A 17,427-nucleotide genomic window follows, 5' to 3' on the forward strand; every position below is an offset into this window, starting at 1 on the left:
TACTTCAAAAAATATTGCTGCTTTAACTTATAGTTCTTACTTATAAAAAGGAAACTTAACCACTTTAGCTTTAATTGGCGTATTACGGATTAAAATAAAAACTTCGGTTCCTTCTTTAGCGAAATCTTTTGCAACGTAGCCCATCCCGATTGCTTTTTGCAAAGAAGGGGCCTGCGTACCAGAAGTTACTTTACCGATAATATTTCCGTCGGCATCAGCAATTTCATAATCATGGCGCGGAATGCCACGATCGATCATTTCAAAGCCCACTAGTTTCTTTTGAATACCCGCTTCTTTTTGTGCTAACAAAGCTTCTGAATTAGTAAAAGATTTGGAAAATTTAGTAATCCAACCTAAACCGGCCTCAATTGGCGAAGTCGTATCATCAATATCATTTCCGTATAAACAGAAACCCATTTCTAAACGTAAAGTATCGCGTGCACCTAAACCAATTGGCTTAATGTTATATGGCGCACCAGCTTCAAAAATGGCATCCCAGATCTGATCAGCATATTGGTTTTCGAAATAAATCTCAAAGCCACCTGCACCGGTATAGCCAGTTGCAGAAATCACCACATTATCAATACCAGCAAAAGTGCCTTTCACAAAAGTATAATACTCCATCGAAGCCAGATCAACCTCGGTTAGGCTTTGTAAAGCATCCGCCGCCTTTGGTCCTTGAATGGCTAAAAGAGAAGTTTGATCGGAAATATTGTGCATTTCTACACCCTCTGTATTAAATTGCTGTATCCAGCTCCAATCTTTTTCGATATTTGATGCATTTACCACCAACATATAGGTTTTATCGTCTATCTTATAAACCAGAAGATCATCAACAATACCACCATCTTTATTTGGCAAACAAGAGTACTGCACTTTTCCATCATACAACTTGGCAGCATCGTTACTGGTCACGCTTTGAATCAGGTCTAATGCATTTTCGCCTTTAAGAATAAATTCACCCATGTGACTCACATCAAAAACACCTACTCCATTACGAACTGTTGCATGTTCGGCATTAATACCTTCGTAAGTAACAGGCATATTGTAACCTGCAAATGGAACCATTTTAGCGCCTAAAGCGATGTGTTTTTCTGTTAATGCGGTGTTTTTCATCCGTAAATTTTATTTTTTTTATGAATAATGAAGTGATTATAATTTAAACCACGATTATGGTGATTTCATTCTTATGCTCCGTGGGCAAAACTACTAAGAAAAAGACAAAATTTTGAGGTTAATTTTAAGGGCGTTTCAAGGTGATTTTTCTATTCATCCGTAAGGCTGAACTCGTTTCAGCATCTATTAAAAAGATTCCCAGATTTGGCAACTTTCATTCTTGATGCTTATTAAAAGTTGTCAACTCAATAAATCTACCTATGCACTCACCAATTCCTCATAAATCTTCAGCATTTTACTAGAGATTAAATGCACGCCATGATCATTTTCGACTGTTTTCCTGGCGTTCTCTCCTATTTCTGCCCAACGTTTAGGATTGATGACACATTGTAAGATTGACCGGTAAAATTCATCTGCAGAATCAGCAATTAAGATATCATGTCCATGCCTGTAATTAATTCCCTCAGCTGCAGTGGTTGTAGCAATGATACATTTTTTCATCGCCATGCCTTCAATAATCTTCACCCGCATTCCGGTACCAGAAATTAAGGGCACAATCATAATTGCTTTAGAATTCATAAACTCTACGGCATCAAACACCTCTCCTTCTACGATCAGGTTCTCTGAATCATATTCGAAAAAATGTTTCTGCATATTTTTCCCCGCAATATAAAACCGGAGATCTTTATTTAACTTTTCAATGTCCGGCCAGATATCATCTAAAAACCACTCTAAACCTTCCTGATTGGGTCGCCAATCCATTGCACCCAAATGAAAAAGCGTAGGAAAACTGGTTTTGGTCTTGTCTACCTTATATTTTTCCAAATCGATGGCAACGGGAAAAACCGACATCGGAATTTCGCAACCAAACCTTAATATACTTTGACGATCGGGTTCGGAAATGGCAAAAATGTGGTGAAAGCGGTTAATCTGATCCGTTTCGTAAGCTTTAAGCCGTTGTGCCAAAAAAGCCAAGTATTTGCGCCGAATGAGAAACTTTTCTGAAAGCGAAAGACGTTCCCACAATGTAAATTCGATATTATGTGCCCGGTAAATCAGCTTTGCATTACTATTTGCTTTAACCACATCTAAATAGGGCACCACAAAAAGACCTTCGAACTGGATAATATCGAATACATTTTCCCGTAAGAGATTTTCCAGCTGCCGCGCAGCATCTTCGCTGTAGTACCGGGAAACATTGTACGATTCATTAGTGAAAATATTAAAAAAAGCCGACCACACATTTACATCAGTATCTAAATCATAGGTATGGTATTTAATCTGTTCAAAAATAGGGTCATAAATATCTTCTATATCGATACGGCCTTTTGTTGGGTTAAGGCTAAACAATGTAATATCTGCACCAAGTTGCAGCAAACCTTTTATGGTGTTATATACCACAATCGGATAACCACTATTTGGCGGAAAGGGAACCCGCTTAGTAATCAACAAAATTTTCACAACGTGGTGAAAATACGAAATTTTAGGCGTTTTTTGAAAACAGTTCTAATTGAGGTGCGCTCACATTAAAAGTTTTGCGGTGAAAAGGCGATAAGCCTATTTCGAGTACAGCTTTACGGTGTGCAATGGTTGGGTATCCTTTATTCTGCTGCCAATTGTAATGAGGATAACCTATATGTAGGTTGGTCATATATTCATCACGATGCGTTTTCGCTAATATGGAAGCTGCTGCAATGTTGAGGTATTTACCGTCGCCTTTTACAATACAACTATGTGGAATCTGAGGATAGGTTTTAAAACGGTTTCCATCAATAACCAGGTATTGCGGCTGTGTTTGTAATTTTTCAATGGCTCTGTGCATAGCCAAAAATGAGGCATTTAAAATATTAATGCGATCGATTTCTTCGTGATCGCAAGAGGCTACCGCCCAGGCAAGAGCCTCTTGTTCAATAATTGGTCTTAACAACGCTCTTTGCTCATGAGAGAGTTGTTTGGAATCGTTTAAGCCCTCGAGTACAAAACCTTTGGGCAATATTACTGCCGCTGCAAAAACAGGCCCGGCAAGACAACCTCTTCCCGCTTCATCACACCCGGCTTCTAATAATTCTTCCTGATAGCAGTTTAACAACATGTTGCAAATTTAATTAATTTATTTTTTTGCGAATGGAAAGTTAAAGATTAAATTGTTTCTGTTTATCCAATGCCGTAGTATAACCTATGAGAACATATAACGAAACCCTGGCCCTCCGTGTGGCCGAACGATTAATGCATTTACCTGACGTGGATGAAAAATTAATGTTCTCAGGATTGGTGTTTATGGTGAACGGTAAAATGTGTATTGGTATTTCCAGAGAAAGTATGATGGTAAGACTTGATCCAAATACTTTAGAAAACTTATCTCATAAAGATGGATGGCACCAAATGATCATGGGTGGCAGACCGATGAAGGGTTATATTTCGGTATCAGAAGATGTTTTAGTCAGAAATGATGAACTTGATTTCTGGGTTAAACTTGCCCTCGACTTTAACCCCTTTGCAAAAGCATCAAAAAAGAAATAACTGACACCAATGTCAAAACAGGCCAATACTGGTCAGAACCATATTTTTTGATTAATTTTACTTTTCTAACCAAATTTTATGAAAAAAGGAGCTGCTTTAGCAATCTTTCCACTATTTATTTCATTAACTATTCTGGCTCAAGTTAAAGGAACTGCTATACAACCGGCAACCAAAGAAACAAATACGCAACAATTAAGGAAGCAGGCACCTGAAGGGCATTACTGTGATTATTGCAAACTAAATTATCCGGAATCACATTTCCCCTGTATCATGAAATCCATCAAAGGCAAACTAGATGTAACTACTGGAGAGGTGAGTTTTGTGTCCGGACAACCTATTGGCGGAATTGTAGTAAAAGCGGACAAGAATCCTGGAGGCAATATGGTTACGCTGGTAACCAACCAAAATGGCGAGATAGAATTTAACAATGCCGGCTCCGGGAATTATAAATTTATCATTTTGGTCCCTTCCACCAATCCCAAATCACGGGTAGCAGGATCACCAATTGGAGGAATAGTTATTAAAGGTGGTAAAAATCCTGGCGGAAATTTAATCACCTTAATTACAAATGAAAATGGTGAAATAGAACTGAATAACCTATCTGCAGGCAAGTATAAATTCACAGCCATGGGCGCTTCCGAAACGGAGAAAAATAATCCATTATACAAATCGGGTTATTCGGAAAAGATAAACCCTTAATTAAAAACAAAAAACGTTTTATTTACGTTACGTTTCATTTTTGGCACTATTATGGAATCTTTCAAATCTGTGCATCTTTAAATTGTTACACATTTAAAACACACATTATGAAATACTTAAATTTAATATTGAGCCTTACATTCCTTTCAATCGGATTTCAATCTTCTGCCCAAACCGATAAGGAAACCACCATAAAAATTGTAGCGGACAAAAACTATACTTTTGTGGCCAATACAGCTACTCCAATGGCCAACAATGATATTAACAGAATACTGGCAGCGATGCCAGGCAGTCAGGCAGGCTCTTCGATAAACCTAACCGGCTCGCAATATGATGTAAAGGTTACCAAAGACAGTATTGTGGCTTATCTACCTTATTTTGGAAGATCTTTTTCTGCTCCGATGGATCCGACACAAGGGGGAATTAAATTTACTTCGAAAAAGTTCGCCTACAAGGAATCGAAGAATAAAAAAGGAATGTACACCATCCAAATTGAAACAAAAGATGTGATAAGAGAAAATTATCGGTTCACGATAAACATTTCAACCAACGGTTATGCTTCGTTAACGGCCAGCAGTATAAATAAACAGCCCATTATTTTTAATGGATATTTAGAAGAGCCTAAGAAAAAGGATTAAGAGTCTATCGGATAAATTCTATTAGGTAATATTCCTTGAGAATCGTCATTCCCCACTTGATTGGGAATCTTAAAGCGCTTGCATTAAGATTCCCGCATGCGCGAGATCCGATAGCTATCGGATGAAGACCGCACTACTGGATTCTGTCAATTGTAGCCTGTCGAACGACTTATTTAAGGTATTTCGATAAGCTCAAGTGAGATATGATTGAAATAGTTATTTCTTCACCAACTCGATCTGAAATATATGCGGCCATTTCTTGCCGGCTACAAAAAGCCTTTTACCAGCCTTATCGTACGCAATTCCGTTTAATACATTATTGGCTTTTTCATCTTCAGTTTTGAAATAATCTGCTGGCAACAGTCCTGACAAATCGATCTTACTTTCAACAGCTCCCGTTTGTGGATTAATGATCATGATCTCATTCGTAGTATAGACGTTTGCATAAATTTTACCATCAATCACTTCAAGTTCATTCAGATTTTGGATCGGCCCCTTATTATCAAAAACATCGATCGAACCAATTTTTTGATAAGTATCCTTATTCAGAAAAAAGATCGTGTTTGAACCATCGGTATTCAACACTTTTTCTCCATCAAAAGCCAAACCCCAGCCTTCTCTTCCAGTGGTATAAGAAAATTCTGATATTTTTTTGAAAGTAGCTTTATCGTAAACAAAACCTACTTTTTCGCGATACGTTAATTGAATAATTTTATTTCCGATTACGGTCATGCCTTCGCCAAAATATTGCTTATCTAAATCTGCTTTTTGAAGAATTTTTCCTGTTGCCGGGTCTACCTTTCGTAGGCTCGAATGACCATAATCACCGGCACTTTCGTAAAAGAAGCCGTCATGATATTCTAAACCCTCTACATACGAAGCAGTATCATGAGGCAAGCTCTTAATTACCTTATAGGTATATTCTGTAGGCGCCTGAGCTGCCAATACATTAATATTTGAAGTGATATCTTCTGATTTTCCTTCACCAAATACTTTTGCAGTTAACAGGTGATTACCAAGCTTTAGACCTTCGGTTTTAAGTTTAAGCGCCAAAGTATCGGTTTTTGAAGCAACTTTGATCGTGTCGATTAAATATACTACTGAATCTACCTTTTGATCGTCGCCGAACTGCACTTTCACATCAAATTCATTTCCTGATGGTACATTAAGACCAGTTAAGGGAGAAACAAAGTTACGATAGGTTGTGGTAGTAATTTCTTTACATGCAGTTACAAATGTAAGTGCTGTTCCGATAAATATGAATTTTTTAATATGTTTAATCTTCAGGCCAAAACGCATCTTCTATATGGTTTAAATTATAAGTTTTATTTTTGGTAAAGGTAATCGCAATAATATCAAAACGGATATCATTTTGATGATTCATGATTTCAATATAGGCATTAGCTGCCAATTCCATCTGAATTTGTTTTGATTTTTGCACAAATTCTTCTGGCTCGCCAAAAGCAACCGAACTGCGGGACTTAACTTCAACAAAAACCATAATACCATTTTTATATACAATTAAATCTACCTCAGCCTTACCGTGAGTCCAGTTTTCATCTAAAACCTCATATCCCTTATCCTCCAGGTATTGCTTCGCAATCCGTTCACCTGCTCTGCCTAAATCGTTGTGAAACGCCATCCTTTGTGATTATTGAATGAGTGAGTGTTTTAATTATTGAATTTATAGTCCTTTTTAAGCAAATCGTCATGCTGATCCGATAGCTATCGGATTTATTTTACAAGTAGCTAGTGATTTCAATTGTCTTGTAGCTACTACGTGGTCAGCATCTTTCCCGCTATAAAGACCCTGAAATAAATCCGATAGCTATCGGATCAGGGCGACGAATATTGTTAATTTCTTCGAGTGAAGTTTAATTTATTTAACAATAACAGAACCCAAAAATTTCGAAATTTCCCTTTCTACACCTTTAATCACGCCATAACGTTGCATTAAGATCATTTGGTTATCTTCGTTCTTTTCTTCCTTTATCTCTTTTAACAGGTTCATCAATATTTTTTCAACTTTACGTTTTTTAAGGTGAAAAATGCCGCCTAAAATGGTTGCCTTTAAATTCATTGATTCATCTTTAACATAGATAAGATGTTTATTCAACCAGTTTTCACTTAGCGCGTATTCAGAGGTAGAAAGCGTAATGGCAAGATCGGCAATGTCCCGGTCTTCATGTTTAACAAAGTGGTTCGAAGTTGGTAATCTGCCGTTGTCAATTTCAGATTTATAATAATCAATAATTCTCTTACAAAGCGGGTCATCAAATTCTACATCACTCAGATTCTGCATGATAAATGGGCCAATGTACATATCATCAATTTTATCCCAGTTAACAAATTCGTGTCCATAGGCCAATAATAAACGTACAATTTCCTTTTCCTGATGCTCATTTTCCTCTACAGGCTGTTCGTAACCCATTGGGCCGGCACTATCATCCCATAAATCATCTGGTGGACCAAGCGGTTCTGGCGGGCCTGAATTGTATGGTTTCGGATTTGAGGAAGGGGTTGCCCGCTGGTTATTATCAAAACTCTTTTTGAGCTTTGCCGAACGCATTTTATTGAGTTCGCTCAGTAGAATATGCTCTTCAATTTCGAGCAGGCTGCTACACTCCCGGATAAAAACCGAAGCTTTAATCGGATCAGGAATTTTAGCAATACTCTCTACAATATCCCGGATAATACCTGCACGTTTGATCGGATCATTACCGGCATCCTTAAGCAGTACATTTGCTTTGTAAAGAATAAAATCTTTTCTATTCTGCTCCAGGTAGGTTTTAAATGCGCCAGCTCCCACATGATGCATATAAGAATCAGGGTCGTGACCATCGGGGAAGGAAACAATTTTCACGTTCAGACCTTCTTCCAAAATCATATCCAAACCACGGAGAGAAGCTTTAATACCAGCAGCATCGCCATCAAAAAGAATGGTAATATTCTGGGTAAACCGTCCGATTAGTTTAATTTGCTCTACCGTTAACGAAGTACCTGAAGAAGCCACTACGTTTTCTATGCCAGCCTGATGGACGGAAAGTACATCAGCATAACCTTCGGCCAGATAGCAGTTATCTAAATCGCGGATGGCTTTTTTGGCATGAAACAAGCCATAAAGCACGTTCGACTTGTGGTAAATTTCGCTTTCAGGAGAATTTACATATTTAGGTACATTTTTATCTGTTTTTAAGGTCCTGCCTCCAAAACCAATAATCCGACCGGTAAAATTGTGAATGGGAAACATCACACGTCCGCGAAAACGGTCGTAAATTTTCCCATTATCATTTTTGATTGATAAGCCGGTGGCTTCTAAAAATTCTAATTTATGCCCCGCATTAGTTGCGCTTTGTGTCATCGCATCCCAAACATCGGGAGAATAACCAACCTCGAATTTTTTTAGAATATCTTCTCTAAAACCGCGTTCTTTAAAATAACTCAGACCTATACCCCTACCCTCGTCTGTTTCCCAAAGCTGTTTAACGAAGAAGGTAGCAGCATATTGCGATACGATGTAAAGGCTTTCTTTGGCACTCTGTGCTTCGGCAGCCTCGGGCGAAAGTTCGGCCTCCTCTACTTCTATGTTGTATTTATTGGCTAAAAACTTAAGTGCTTCCGGATATGAATATTTTTCATGATCCATAATAAAGCGCACTGAATCGCCTCCTTTACCGCAGCCAAAACATTTGTAAATCCCTTTGGTTACGGATACGTGGAAGGAAGGCGTTTTTTCGCCATGGAAAGGGCAATTACCAATTAAACTGGTTCCGCGTTTTTTTAAGTGCACAAAATCCCCAACTACCTCCTCAATACGGGCGGTATCCATTATCTTATCTATCGTTTCGCGGTTTATCATAACCCCAAACCCCTTAAGGGGCTTTTACCTTTCTTTTAATGTAAAATATATTTATTCGGTTCGCAATGAAGAATCGGCTTGTTTAACCACAAAGATAACAGAGAAAATTTCTTTGTGTGCTTTGCGGAATACTTAGCGAACTTTGCGGTTTAAAACCTATTATTTAACCAAAGGCAATAGCTGATCAGCCACCAATTTATTTCCCGTTTCGTTTAAGTGTACCCGATCAACGGTTAAAATACCTTTTTCCTTATCCTCCGGATTATTTTTTGCTTCATATTCCGAAAAAATCTTCCTTAAATCGCATACAGGAAGATTGTTTTTTGCCGCCAGCGCTCTAATTCCCTCTGCATATTTATTCAGATCGGCATCTAACTCATTGGTACCATCTTTTTTCTCGCCAACAACCGATGGGGTAACCAATACTACTTTACTGCCCACACCCTGAATTTTATTAATTAAAGCCTGATAAAACTTTAAATATTTATCATAATCGGTTCCGGTATGAGATGATTGTTTATGCCACACATCATTAATGCCCACATAAATCACCACTAAATCTGGCTTCTTGTTTAATACATCATCTTCTAAACGCAGGTAAAGATCATAAACCTTATTACCACCAATACCTGCGCCAATGATATCGTATTTAGTAGAATCGAGCGATTTTTTGATCAGGGTTACATATCCGTTTTTTGAAACACCCTGTTGGGTAATGGAATCACCAAAAAAGATAATCCGTTTGGGTTTAAATGTCATTGAGGTTAATGCAATTAAGCAAAAGCTTAGTAAAATACTCGTTTTTATAACTGTTTTCATCATGTATAATTGGTTAGGTTATTTTAAGCTGTGTTATTTTGATCAAAGAAAATAAATCTAAGGATTTTTTATAAACATAGTTCAAAGATTTCTCTCTGGAATATTCGGGACTGCGCTCCCGTCGGAGTAACGCTCGATTTTAAACAAGTGGTGGAACCTGTTTCCTAAATCCTACAATTGGAAAGATCCTGAGTTCGATATCTTAAATAGCTTATCTTAAGTGATTACTTAGCTTTTTCCAATTTATAATCTTTATGTACGATTAGAAAACTTGCTCTTTCCTCCTTCTTGAAAGGATAATCCCAGTTACCCTGATAAGTAATTTTGGTCGGTAATTTATCGTCTCCGAAATAACCCATTTCTATATTCATCTGCACATCAAAATCAAACAACATATTGCTGTATTTCATGTCGACATAACGGCCAAGGATATTGAAATTCCGCTTGTCAAAAATCGTAACCAGTTCTTTGATCATGATACCATCTTTTGTCCAGCTGCTTAAATCAGGCTTAACGGAAACCTTAAAACGGTACACGGGGATAGAATCAAGATAAGTACCGCTGGTAAAGCCATAATCATAATACTGGCGCATATTGGCCGAGAATATTTCAGTTTTATTTCCAATAAAAGGCACTTTTACCGGACGGCCAGGATTAAAGATTAACGTTTTAAGCTTATCCTTATAACTTTCATTTGTTCCGCCTTTCCCATCAGGTTTGGGTGCATTAGGTACAAAATCAGTATTATAAGCGTTCATAAAAATATAATCGAACATTTCTACAGTATACAACTGGTATTTTCCGTTTCTTTTATAAATTTTTCCGGTATCTTGTTTTACCAGATACTCCATTTTATATGGACCACTATTGTTATGGCGAATTTTGCGATAAATTTTTCCATCCACCTTATTCTTTTTATCGTAGCTGTAAATCCTGTTTTCGGCAATGAAAGTATAACGTTTCATATCTCTAAACGACTGATAAAAGGAAGTATCATACATCACCTTTCTGATAAACGTTTCTACATTCAACTTTTCGGCCTTAATATTTACAGCAGAATCGAGTACAATCGTTTTAATGGTATCCGGATTAAAGCGGTTGATTTCTTGCGTAAAACCTTGACGAAAGAATGGAATTAATAATAAAAGCAGAAATATTTTTTTCATTTAAGATGGATATGTGTAATGGATGATTTAAGTTGGAGAACGTAAAACGGATGATAGAAGATAGATGATGAAATTGTAACGTCTCCGTCACCCATCTTACCTATTTACATCTTCCCTCTTAATTACCTAATTGTTTTAAAGCAATATAAGCCATTAATCCGGTTGATATTTTCAAAGCATCTTCATCGACATCAAATCTTGGCGTATGCACCGAGTATTGCGTATCTTTTGCTACGTTACCAGTACCTAAACGATAAAAACAGGCATCTGTTACCTGCGAGTAGAAAGAAAAATCTTCGGCAGCCATCCAAATATCTAAATCAACCACGTTTTCTTTACCTAAAAAATCTTCTGCAAAGCCTCTTGCATTTGCGGTTAGTTTTTCTTCGTTGATTAAAAATGGATATCCTCGGTGGATATCAAAATCGCAGCTTCCGCCCATACTTTCGGCAATACCTTCTGCCATTTTTTTCATGCGTTTGTGTGCTTCGTCTCGCCAGTTTTCATCTAAGGTTCTAAATGTACCTTCAATTTTTACCTCGTTAGGGATAATATTGGTTGCACCGTTGGCCGTTACTTTACCAAAAGACAGAACCGATGGAATACGCGGATCTGCATTGCGACTTACAATCTGCTGCAATGCAATAATGATATGTGAAGCAATTACAACAGGATCAATATTTTGATGAGGTTGTGCACCATGACCGCCTTTTCCGGTTACGGTAACATAAAGTTCGTCTGTAGAGGCCATGTAAATACCCGAACGGAAACCTACTTTACCGGCATCAATTAAGGGCATTACATGCTGGCCAACAATATGATGCGGTTTTGGATTTTCAAGTACACCTTCTTTAATCATAATACTTGCTCCACCTGGTAAAAGTTCTTCAGCAGGCTGAAAAATCAGTTTAATGGTTCCACCGAAATCATCTTTCATTTGATTTAGGATATAAGCTGTTCCTAAAAGTGAAGAGGTATGCACATCATGTCCGCAGGCATGCATTACACCATGATTTTTGGAACGATAGGGCTTGTCGTTAGCTTCATGAATGGGTAATGCATCCATATCAGCACGTAGAGCAATAACTTTATCGGACGGCTTGTTGCCCTTAATTAAACCCACCACACCCGTATTGGCACAGTCGGTATATTCAATCCCCCATTTTTTTAATTTATCCTTGATAAACAGTGAAGTTTCGAATTCTTTGAAAGACAATTCGGGATTGGCATGAATATGTTGACGATAACCTACTACATCTTTAAAAATGTGAGCGGCCAGTTCCTGTACTTTATTTTTGATCATTGGTTGTTGTGGTATCTAAAGTTGGTGCATTTATTTTTTCCCTAAAAATAAAAAGTGTAGGGAAGGTTGGTCGGAGTTCGTTAATCAGGCGCTGAGCCTCTAATCGGCTCCTAAAATCGCCCACACGAACATAATAGTTGGGCTCTTTATAAGTAAGGTAAGTATTTAACTGAGGATACATTCCTTTAAAACGTGCCTGTTGGTTAAAAACCTCGCGCCGGTCTGAGCCATAAAAAATCTGTACGCGGTAACCGTAGGATGAAACAATCGGCTTGCCTGGTTTTACCTCACCTGAAGATTTGTAAACCTCCAGCCGCTTGGCAATTAAACTATCTATTAAAGGGTCTTTTATAACAGTTACTTCGCCTTTCTGTGCAAAAGCAGTTATAGTAAGAAGCAGGCAGGATATAAAAGTTAATGTTGTTTTCATGGGCAAAATAATTGGCATTTGATAAGCGGATGTATCTTCTCCATCTTCTTAACAACAAGAATGCCGAAATCGTTGCAAAAATCGGCATTCTTTATGGGTTAAGCAAATGGTTATGATTTGGGAGAAAATCTTAAAAATTCCGAAACTCAAAAATTTATGCTTTTTTAATAAAATAGTTATTACAGGGGTTCAGTTCTGTAAAAAGAATTTGGGGTGACAGGCTACAATTATTCATTTTTAGCTAGAGTCTCCTCGTAACGTCATTTCGAGCGGAGTGCAATTTAGCCGAGAAATCTGTCTCGAAATAGATCTCTCCATTTCGTTACACTTCAGTCGAGATGACGACCGGTTTATAAAAAATTGGAGGTATTTATTCCCATTCGTTTCTAATACTATTTAACTGATCATCTACATCCGAGATTGGTTGTTTTTGCATTGAGCCCTTATATTTTGAAATCAGATCGTTAATGGAGATATCCTGAGCACTAGAATCTTTTCTCAAACGAATGACTTTAAGTAACTCCAAATCTCTTAAAAGATCTAATGCTTTGTCATTTAAAATATCCAATGTTATAGTTCTCATACTCAAAAATACTATATATATATTGATGTCAAGACGTAAAGACGTCAGCATGTAAAAAGCCAGATTCCTTACGGAAATCTGGCCTTAAGAATTATGACCATTAGGCAATTGATTAATTCGCTTTCTTAGGTTCTAACGTAAATTCGTAAACTTTTGGGTCGTATTTCATCATTGCACCTGTAGCAGCATCAATAATAAAACCTGGTAGAAATAGAAAATTTACCACAGATACTGCATTAAATGTGGTTTCCGGTTGGAATGTTTTGGTTTCGTAACCATCCAATTTTAAACTGATGGTTTGTCCGGTAAATCCTTTTTTTAAGGATACAGCCATTGGTGTAACGCCTGCTTTAATGCCGTCTACTTCGATGGTAGCGGCTGGAGGATTGGAATTGATTTGAACGGTTTGTTTTGTACCCGTAAAAATAGTGGCGCAGCTAGATAGCAGCAGTGTCGCTGAAACAGCGGCAATGTTTAAAACTCTTTTCATTTGTGTGTTTTGTGTGTGTGTGTTTCCTACTCTTATGGCCTTTCGGTTACGCCCCGTTTTTAATGGTTGCCGGACTCCATTTTTAAGTTTATTGATCAGTAAAAAATTGCCTACCAATTTCAAATTGACCGTCCATAAATATAACTGTTAATTTGAGAATTAAAAATTTAGTTACAAAAAAAGCCTCAACATTTGTTGAGGCTTAGTAAAACACTGTAGATCTTGATTATAAATTAGCTCCGTGACAGTTTTTGTATTTTTTACCGCTACCGCATGGGCAAGGTTCGTTTCTACCAACCGTTGCTTCCTTGCGGATAGGTTGTAGCGGAACAGCTTCACGTGTATCGCCAAACTCAATTCCTGGCTCTTCCCTACCAAACTCTTGTTTAGTAGTTTGCAGCTTTGGCTGTTTAACCGGAGCCGGTGCTTCTCTTACCTGATCTGGTTCTTGTTGTACCGGGATACCACCTTTATATAAGAAACTCACTACTTCTTTATTCACTGCGTTAAGCATGTTTTTAAATAAGTTGAAAGCTTCCATTTTATAAATTACCAACGGATCTTTTTGCTCGTAAACCGCATTTTGTACCGATTGCTTCAAATCGTCCATTTCGCGTAAATGCTCTTTCCAGCTATCATCAATTAAAGCTAGAACGATGGTTTTTTCGAATGAACGAACCACCTCTTTTCCTTTATTATCAATAGCTTTCTTTAAATCAACAGCTACCTGAATACCGCGGATGCCATCAGTAAACGGAACCACAATCTGTTCGATATGCTCTCCGCGCTCTTCGTACACCTGGGTTAATACGGGCAGTGATTGCTGAATAATGGCTTCTGATTTACGTGCATAAAATGCCTCTGCTTCTTCAAATAACTTTTCTGTTAACTGAGGAATACTGGTTGAAGAGAATTCTTTTTCGGTGATCTCCGTATCTAAAGAGAAGTTTTTAATTACTTCCAGTTTAAATCCGTCGTAATTTGCTTCTTGTTTATATTCGCTCACGATATCTTCAGCAACATCGAAAACCATATTGTTCATATCCACATCTAAACGTTCGCCAAATAAAGCATTTTTACGTTTAGCATAAATTACGGTACGTTGCGAGTTCATCACATCATCGTACTCCAATAAACGTTTACGGATACCAAAGTTGTTTTCTTCTACTTTTTTCTGTGCACGCTCGATAGATTTGGTGATCATAGAGTGCTGGATCACCTCACCGTCTTCGATACCCATACGCACCATGATACTAGAAATACGCTCTGAACCAAATAAACGCATTAAATTATCTTCCAATGAAACGAAGAACTGTGAAGAGCCCGGATCACCCTGGCGACCTGCACGACCACGTAACTGTCTATCTACACGACGTGATTCGTGACGCTCGGTACCTACAATAGCTAAACCACCAGCTTCTTTAACACCTGCACCCAGTTTAATATCGGTACCACGACCGGCCATATTGGTTGCAATGGTTACTGTTCCTGCCTGACCAGCTTCGGCAACGATATCGGCCTCTCTCTGGTGCATTTTAGCGTTCAATACATTATGTTTGATACCGCGGAGTTTAAGCATACGGCTTAATAACTCAGAAATCTCTACAGATGTGGTACCCACCAGTACCGGACGGCCAGCTTTTGGCTCCAACTGTCCTGTTTCTGGATTAACTGCAGGAATTAACGCCCCTTTAGCATCCAATTTAGGTACAGCTCTACCTGTTTGATCGTATTTAACAACCGGTTTACCGTCTTTCTGTTTTACATTACCTTCTTTATCTGTTTCATATTCTGTCTCGTAATGAGAATAAGGGAAAACCAGGTATTGTATTTCTGCAGCGACAGCATTATATTTCTCACGAACGGTACGGTAAACGTAATCCTGCTCATCAATCCTCGAAATATTTCTATTGGTTGGAATTTCTACGACATCCAATTTATAGATCGACCAAAACTCGCCAGCTTCTGTAGTTGCAGTACCCGTCATACCGCAAAGTTTGTGGTACATACGGAAATAGTTCTGTAAGGTTACGGTTGCATAAGTTTGGGTCGCATCTTCAACCTTTACATTTTCCTTAGCCTCAATTGCCTGGTGTAAACCATCAGAGTAACGGCGGCCATCCATAATACGACCTGTTTGCTCATCAACAATTTTGATTTTTCCTTCATCGATGATGTATTCCACATCAATTTCAAATAAGGTATATGCTTTTAATAATTGGTTAACCGAGTGAATGCGTTCTGCTTTAACAGAGTAATCGCGCATTAAAGCATCTTTCTGCACAACCTTTTCTTCTAAAGGAAGATCAGATTTTTCAAGCTCTGCAATCTCAGTACCTACATCTGGCAGTACGAAGAAATGAGGATCTTCACCCGATTGGGTAATCAGTTCAATACCTTTTTCAGTTAATTCAACCTGATTATTCTTCTCATCGATATAGAAATACAATTCAGAATCTACCTTTGGCATATTCTTAGATTGATCTGCCATGTAGTGGTTTTCAGTTTTTAACAACAAACCACGAATACCGGTTTCACTTAAAAATTTAATTAAAGCTTTGTTTTTTGGCAAACCACGGTATGCACGCAATAAGGCTAAACCACCTTCTCCTTCTTCGGTTCCGCTGTTGCCTGCATTAATTAATTTTTTAGCCTCGTTTAATGCTTGTGTTACATAAGCTTTTTGTTCATTAACCAAGCGCTCAATACGTGGTTTTAACTCATAAAACTCATGCTCATCGCCACGTGGAATCGGACCAGAAATAATTAAAGGGGTACGGGCATCATCAATTAAAACCGAATCGACCTCATCCACCATTGCAAAATGCAGTTTGCGCTGTACCAATTGATCTGGTGTTTGCGACATATTGTCACGCAGGTAATCGAAACCGAACTCATTATTGGTTCCGTAAGTAATATCTGCGGCATAAGCTTTTCTTCTTTCTTCAGAATTTGGCTCATGTTTATCAATACAATCAACGCTTAAACCATGGAATTCGAATAAGGGGCCGTTCCACTCACTATCACGACGAGCCAGGTAATCATTCACCGTTACAATGTGTACACCTTGACCAGCAAGTGCATTCAAATAAGCCGGCAAGGTACTTACCAGGGTTTTACCTTCACCAGTAGCCATTTCGGCAATTTTACCGCTATGCAATACAATACCACCAATCAACTGTACATCATAATGTACCATGTTCCAGGCCACCTCTGTTCCGGCAGCATCCCATTTATTAGCCCATTGTGCTTTATCACCAACAATTTTAACATTGTTTTTTCTTGCAGCATAATCTCTATCAAACTGGGTTGCGGTAACTTCTAGATAATCGTTTTCGCTTAAACGGCGTGAAGTTTCTTTAATTACAGCAAAAGCTTCTGGAAGGATTTCCAAAAGTACTTTTTCCAGTTCGGTATCACGATCTTTACCTAAGATATCAACCTGATCGTAAATGGCTGTTTTTTCGTGAAGATCTAATTCTTCGCTCTCTGCTTCAGCTTTTAAAGCTGCAATTTTTCCATCAATCTCTGTTAAGAAATCAGAAATCCTGCTTTTAAATTCTATGGTTTTACCACGTAATTCGTCGTTGCTTAATACAGACAGCTTACTGTATTGCTCGTTAATTTTGACAACCAATGGCTGAATAGCCTTTATATCTCTTTCTGATTTACTTCCGAAAATCTTCGCTAAAAATCCTAACATTATATTTTAAATTGTATTTTATTATTAAAAAATGGGTGTGTTACAACAACCAAGCCATTGTCAGCGCTAAGTCAGTTTGACAGTTGTTGGTGTATTGGGGC

At 38.0% G+C, this 17,427-nt stretch carries 16 protein-coding genes; 3 read left to right on the forward strand and 13 right to left on the reverse strand.

All coding sequences use genetic code 11. The features are described 5' to 3' along the window. Positions 1-36: 36 nt before the first annotated feature. The 3 genes from gcvT to BLR60_RS18650 form a co-directional block, all read right to left on the reverse strand. A complete protein-coding gene (gene gcvT / locus BLR60_RS18640; RefSeq protein WP_090502579.1) occupies positions 37-1,116 on the reverse strand; it encodes a glycine cleavage system aminomethyltransferase GcvT in 1,080 nt (359 codons plus the stop codon). Positions 1,117-1,374: 258 nt separating this feature from the next. Then, on the reverse strand, positions 1,375-2,577 hold the full coding sequence (locus BLR60_RS18645) for a glycosyltransferase family 4 protein (protein WP_090502581.1): 1,203 nt from the start codon (positions 2,575-2,577) through the stop codon (positions 1,375-1,377). A 22-nt stretch (positions 2,578-2,599) separates the two neighbouring features. Further along, on the reverse strand, positions 2,600-3,208 hold the full coding sequence (locus BLR60_RS18650; protein WP_090502583.1) for a ribonuclease HII: 609 nt from the start codon (positions 3,206-3,208) through the stop codon (positions 2,600-2,602). An 86-nt stretch (positions 3,209-3,294) separates the two neighbouring features. On the opposite strand from BLR60_RS18650, the gene BLR60_RS18655 reads away from it, so the two are divergent. From BLR60_RS18655 to BLR60_RS18665, 3 genes are all read left to right on the forward strand, one after another. Then, complete coding sequence (locus tag BLR60_RS18655) at positions 3,295-3,636, forward strand: TfoX/Sxy family protein (RefSeq protein WP_090502584.1); 342 nt, start codon at positions 3,295-3,297, stop codon at positions 3,634-3,636. 78 nt (positions 3,637-3,714) lie between these two features. Then, the gene (locus BLR60_RS18660) at positions 3,715-4,335 is read left to right on the forward strand and encodes a carboxypeptidase regulatory-like domain-containing protein (protein WP_090502586.1); all 621 of its coding nucleotides are present in this window, start codon (positions 3,715-3,717) and stop codon (positions 4,333-4,335) included. A gap of 107 nt (positions 4,336-4,442) precedes the next feature. Further along, positions 4,443-4,973, forward strand: coding sequence for a DUF4251 domain-containing protein (locus BLR60_RS18665; protein ID WP_090502587.1), 531 nt, complete (start codon positions 4,443-4,445; stop codon positions 4,971-4,973). Positions 4,974-5,189: 216 nt separating this feature from the next. Here BLR60_RS18665 and BLR60_RS18670 read toward each other — a convergent pair whose 3' ends face one another. The 10 genes from BLR60_RS18670 to BLR60_RS18715 form a co-directional block, all read right to left on the reverse strand. Continuing rightward, positions 5,190-6,272, reverse strand: a complete 1,083-nt coding sequence (locus tag BLR60_RS18670; protein WP_090502589.1) for a glutaminyl-peptide cyclotransferase — start codon at positions 6,270-6,272, stop codon at positions 5,190-5,192. Beyond that, positions 6,250-6,615 (reverse strand): YraN family protein, encoded by a 366-nt coding sequence (locus BLR60_RS18675; RefSeq protein ID WP_090502591.1) that lies wholly within the window; start codon positions 6,613-6,615, stop codon positions 6,250-6,252. Before BLR60_RS18675 ends, BLR60_RS18670 begins: the two co-directional genes overlap by 23 nt. 237 nt (positions 6,616-6,852) lie before the next feature. Continuing rightward, complete coding sequence (gene dnaG / locus BLR60_RS18680) at positions 6,853-8,832, reverse strand: DNA primase (RefSeq protein ID WP_090502593.1); 1,980 nt, start codon at positions 8,830-8,832, stop codon at positions 6,853-6,855. A 159-nt stretch (positions 8,833-8,991) separates the two neighbouring features. Beyond that, a complete protein-coding gene (locus BLR60_RS18685; protein WP_244155700.1) occupies positions 8,992-9,654 on the reverse strand; it encodes an SGNH/GDSL hydrolase family protein in 663 nt (220 codons plus the stop codon). A gap of 221 nt (positions 9,655-9,875) precedes the next feature. Continuing rightward, positions 9,876-10,817 carry a hypothetical protein gene (locus tag BLR60_RS18690; RefSeq protein WP_090502598.1) on the reverse strand — a complete coding sequence of 314 codons (942 nt, stop codon included), beginning with the start codon at positions 10,815-10,817 and terminating at the stop codon, positions 9,876-9,878. Positions 10,818-10,935: 118 nt separating this feature from the next. Then, positions 10,936-12,120, reverse strand: coding sequence for a M20 metallopeptidase family protein (locus BLR60_RS18695; protein ID WP_090502600.1), 1,185 nt, complete (start codon positions 12,118-12,120; stop codon positions 10,936-10,938). Further along, positions 12,107-12,550 (reverse strand): SPOR domain-containing protein, encoded by a 444-nt coding sequence (locus BLR60_RS18700; protein WP_090502602.1) that lies wholly within the window; start codon positions 12,548-12,550, stop codon positions 12,107-12,109. The genes BLR60_RS18695 and BLR60_RS18700 overlap by 14 nt, the downstream gene beginning before the upstream one ends. A gap of 370 nt (positions 12,551-12,920) precedes the next feature. Then, positions 12,921-13,133, reverse strand: a complete 213-nt coding sequence (locus BLR60_RS18705; protein ID WP_090502604.1) for a hypothetical protein — start codon at positions 13,131-13,133, stop codon at positions 12,921-12,923. A 112-nt stretch (positions 13,134-13,245) separates the two neighbouring features. Continuing rightward, on the reverse strand, positions 13,246-13,623 hold the full coding sequence (locus tag BLR60_RS18710) for a PEGA domain-containing protein (protein WP_143009109.1): 378 nt from the start codon (positions 13,621-13,623) through the stop codon (positions 13,246-13,248). A 226-nt stretch (positions 13,624-13,849) separates the two neighbouring features. Beyond that, a complete protein-coding gene (locus BLR60_RS18715) occupies positions 13,850-17,326 on the reverse strand; it encodes a preprotein translocase subunit SecA (protein WP_090502608.1) in 3,477 nt (1,158 codons plus the stop codon). Between the last annotated feature and the right edge of the window lie 101 nt (positions 17,327-17,427).

The organism is Pedobacter terrae (assembly GCF_900100705.1).
Taxonomy (GTDB): Bacteria; Bacteroidota; Bacteroidia; order Sphingobacteriales; family Sphingobacteriaceae; genus Pedobacter; species Pedobacter terrae.

Excerpts from the sequence above, each read along its gene's own strand:
- dnaG (WP_090502593.1), bottom strand. The coding sequence starts at position 8,832 with ATGATAAACCGCGAAACGATAGATAAGATAATGGATACCGCCCGTATT.
- BLR60_RS18690 (WP_090502598.1), bottom strand. The coding sequence starts at position 10,817 with ATGAAAAAAATATTTCTGCTTTTATTATTAATTCCATTCTTTCGTCAA.
- BLR60_RS18670 (WP_090502589.1), bottom strand. The coding sequence starts at position 6,272 with ATGCGTTTTGGCCTGAAGATTAAACATATTAAAAAATTCATATTTATC.
- BLR60_RS18710 (WP_143009109.1), bottom strand. The coding sequence starts at position 13,623 with ATGAAAAGAGTTTTAAACATTGCCGCTGTTTCAGCGACACTGCTGCTA.
- BLR60_RS18715 (WP_090502608.1), bottom strand. The coding sequence starts at position 17,326 with ATGTTAGGATTTTTAGCGAAGATTTTCGGAAGTAAATCAGAAAGAGAT.
- BLR60_RS18695 (WP_090502600.1), bottom strand. The coding sequence starts at position 12,120 with ATGATCAAAAATAAAGTACAGGAACTGGCCGCTCACATTTTTAAAGAT.
- BLR60_RS18665 (WP_090502587.1), top strand. The coding sequence starts at position 4,443 with ATGAAATACTTAAATTTAATATTGAGCCTTACATTCCTTTCAATCGGA.
- BLR60_RS18650 (WP_090502583.1), bottom strand. The coding sequence starts at position 3,208 with ATGTTGTTAAACTGCTATCAGGAAGAATTATTAGAAGCCGGGTGTGAT.
- BLR60_RS18660 (WP_090502586.1), top strand. The coding sequence starts at position 3,715 with ATGAAAAAAGGAGCTGCTTTAGCAATCTTTCCACTATTTATTTCATTA.
- BLR60_RS18675 (WP_090502591.1), bottom strand. The coding sequence starts at position 6,615 with ATGGCGTTTCACAACGATTTAGGCAGAGCAGGTGAACGGATTGCGAAG.
- BLR60_RS18655 (WP_090502584.1), top strand. The coding sequence starts at position 3,295 with ATGAGAACATATAACGAAACCCTGGCCCTCCGTGTGGCCGAACGATTA.
- BLR60_RS18700 (WP_090502602.1), bottom strand. The coding sequence starts at position 12,550 with ATGAAAACAACATTAACTTTTATATCCTGCCTGCTTCTTACTATAACT.
- gcvT (WP_090502579.1), bottom strand. The coding sequence starts at position 1,116 with ATGAAAAACACCGCATTAACAGAAAAACACATCGCTTTAGGCGCTAAA.
- BLR60_RS18685 (WP_244155700.1), bottom strand. The coding sequence starts at position 9,654 with ATGATGAAAACAGTTATAAAAACGAGTATTTTACTAAGCTTTTGCTTA.
- BLR60_RS18705 (WP_090502604.1), bottom strand. The coding sequence starts at position 13,133 with ATGAGAACTATAACATTGGATATTTTAAATGACAAAGCATTAGATCTT.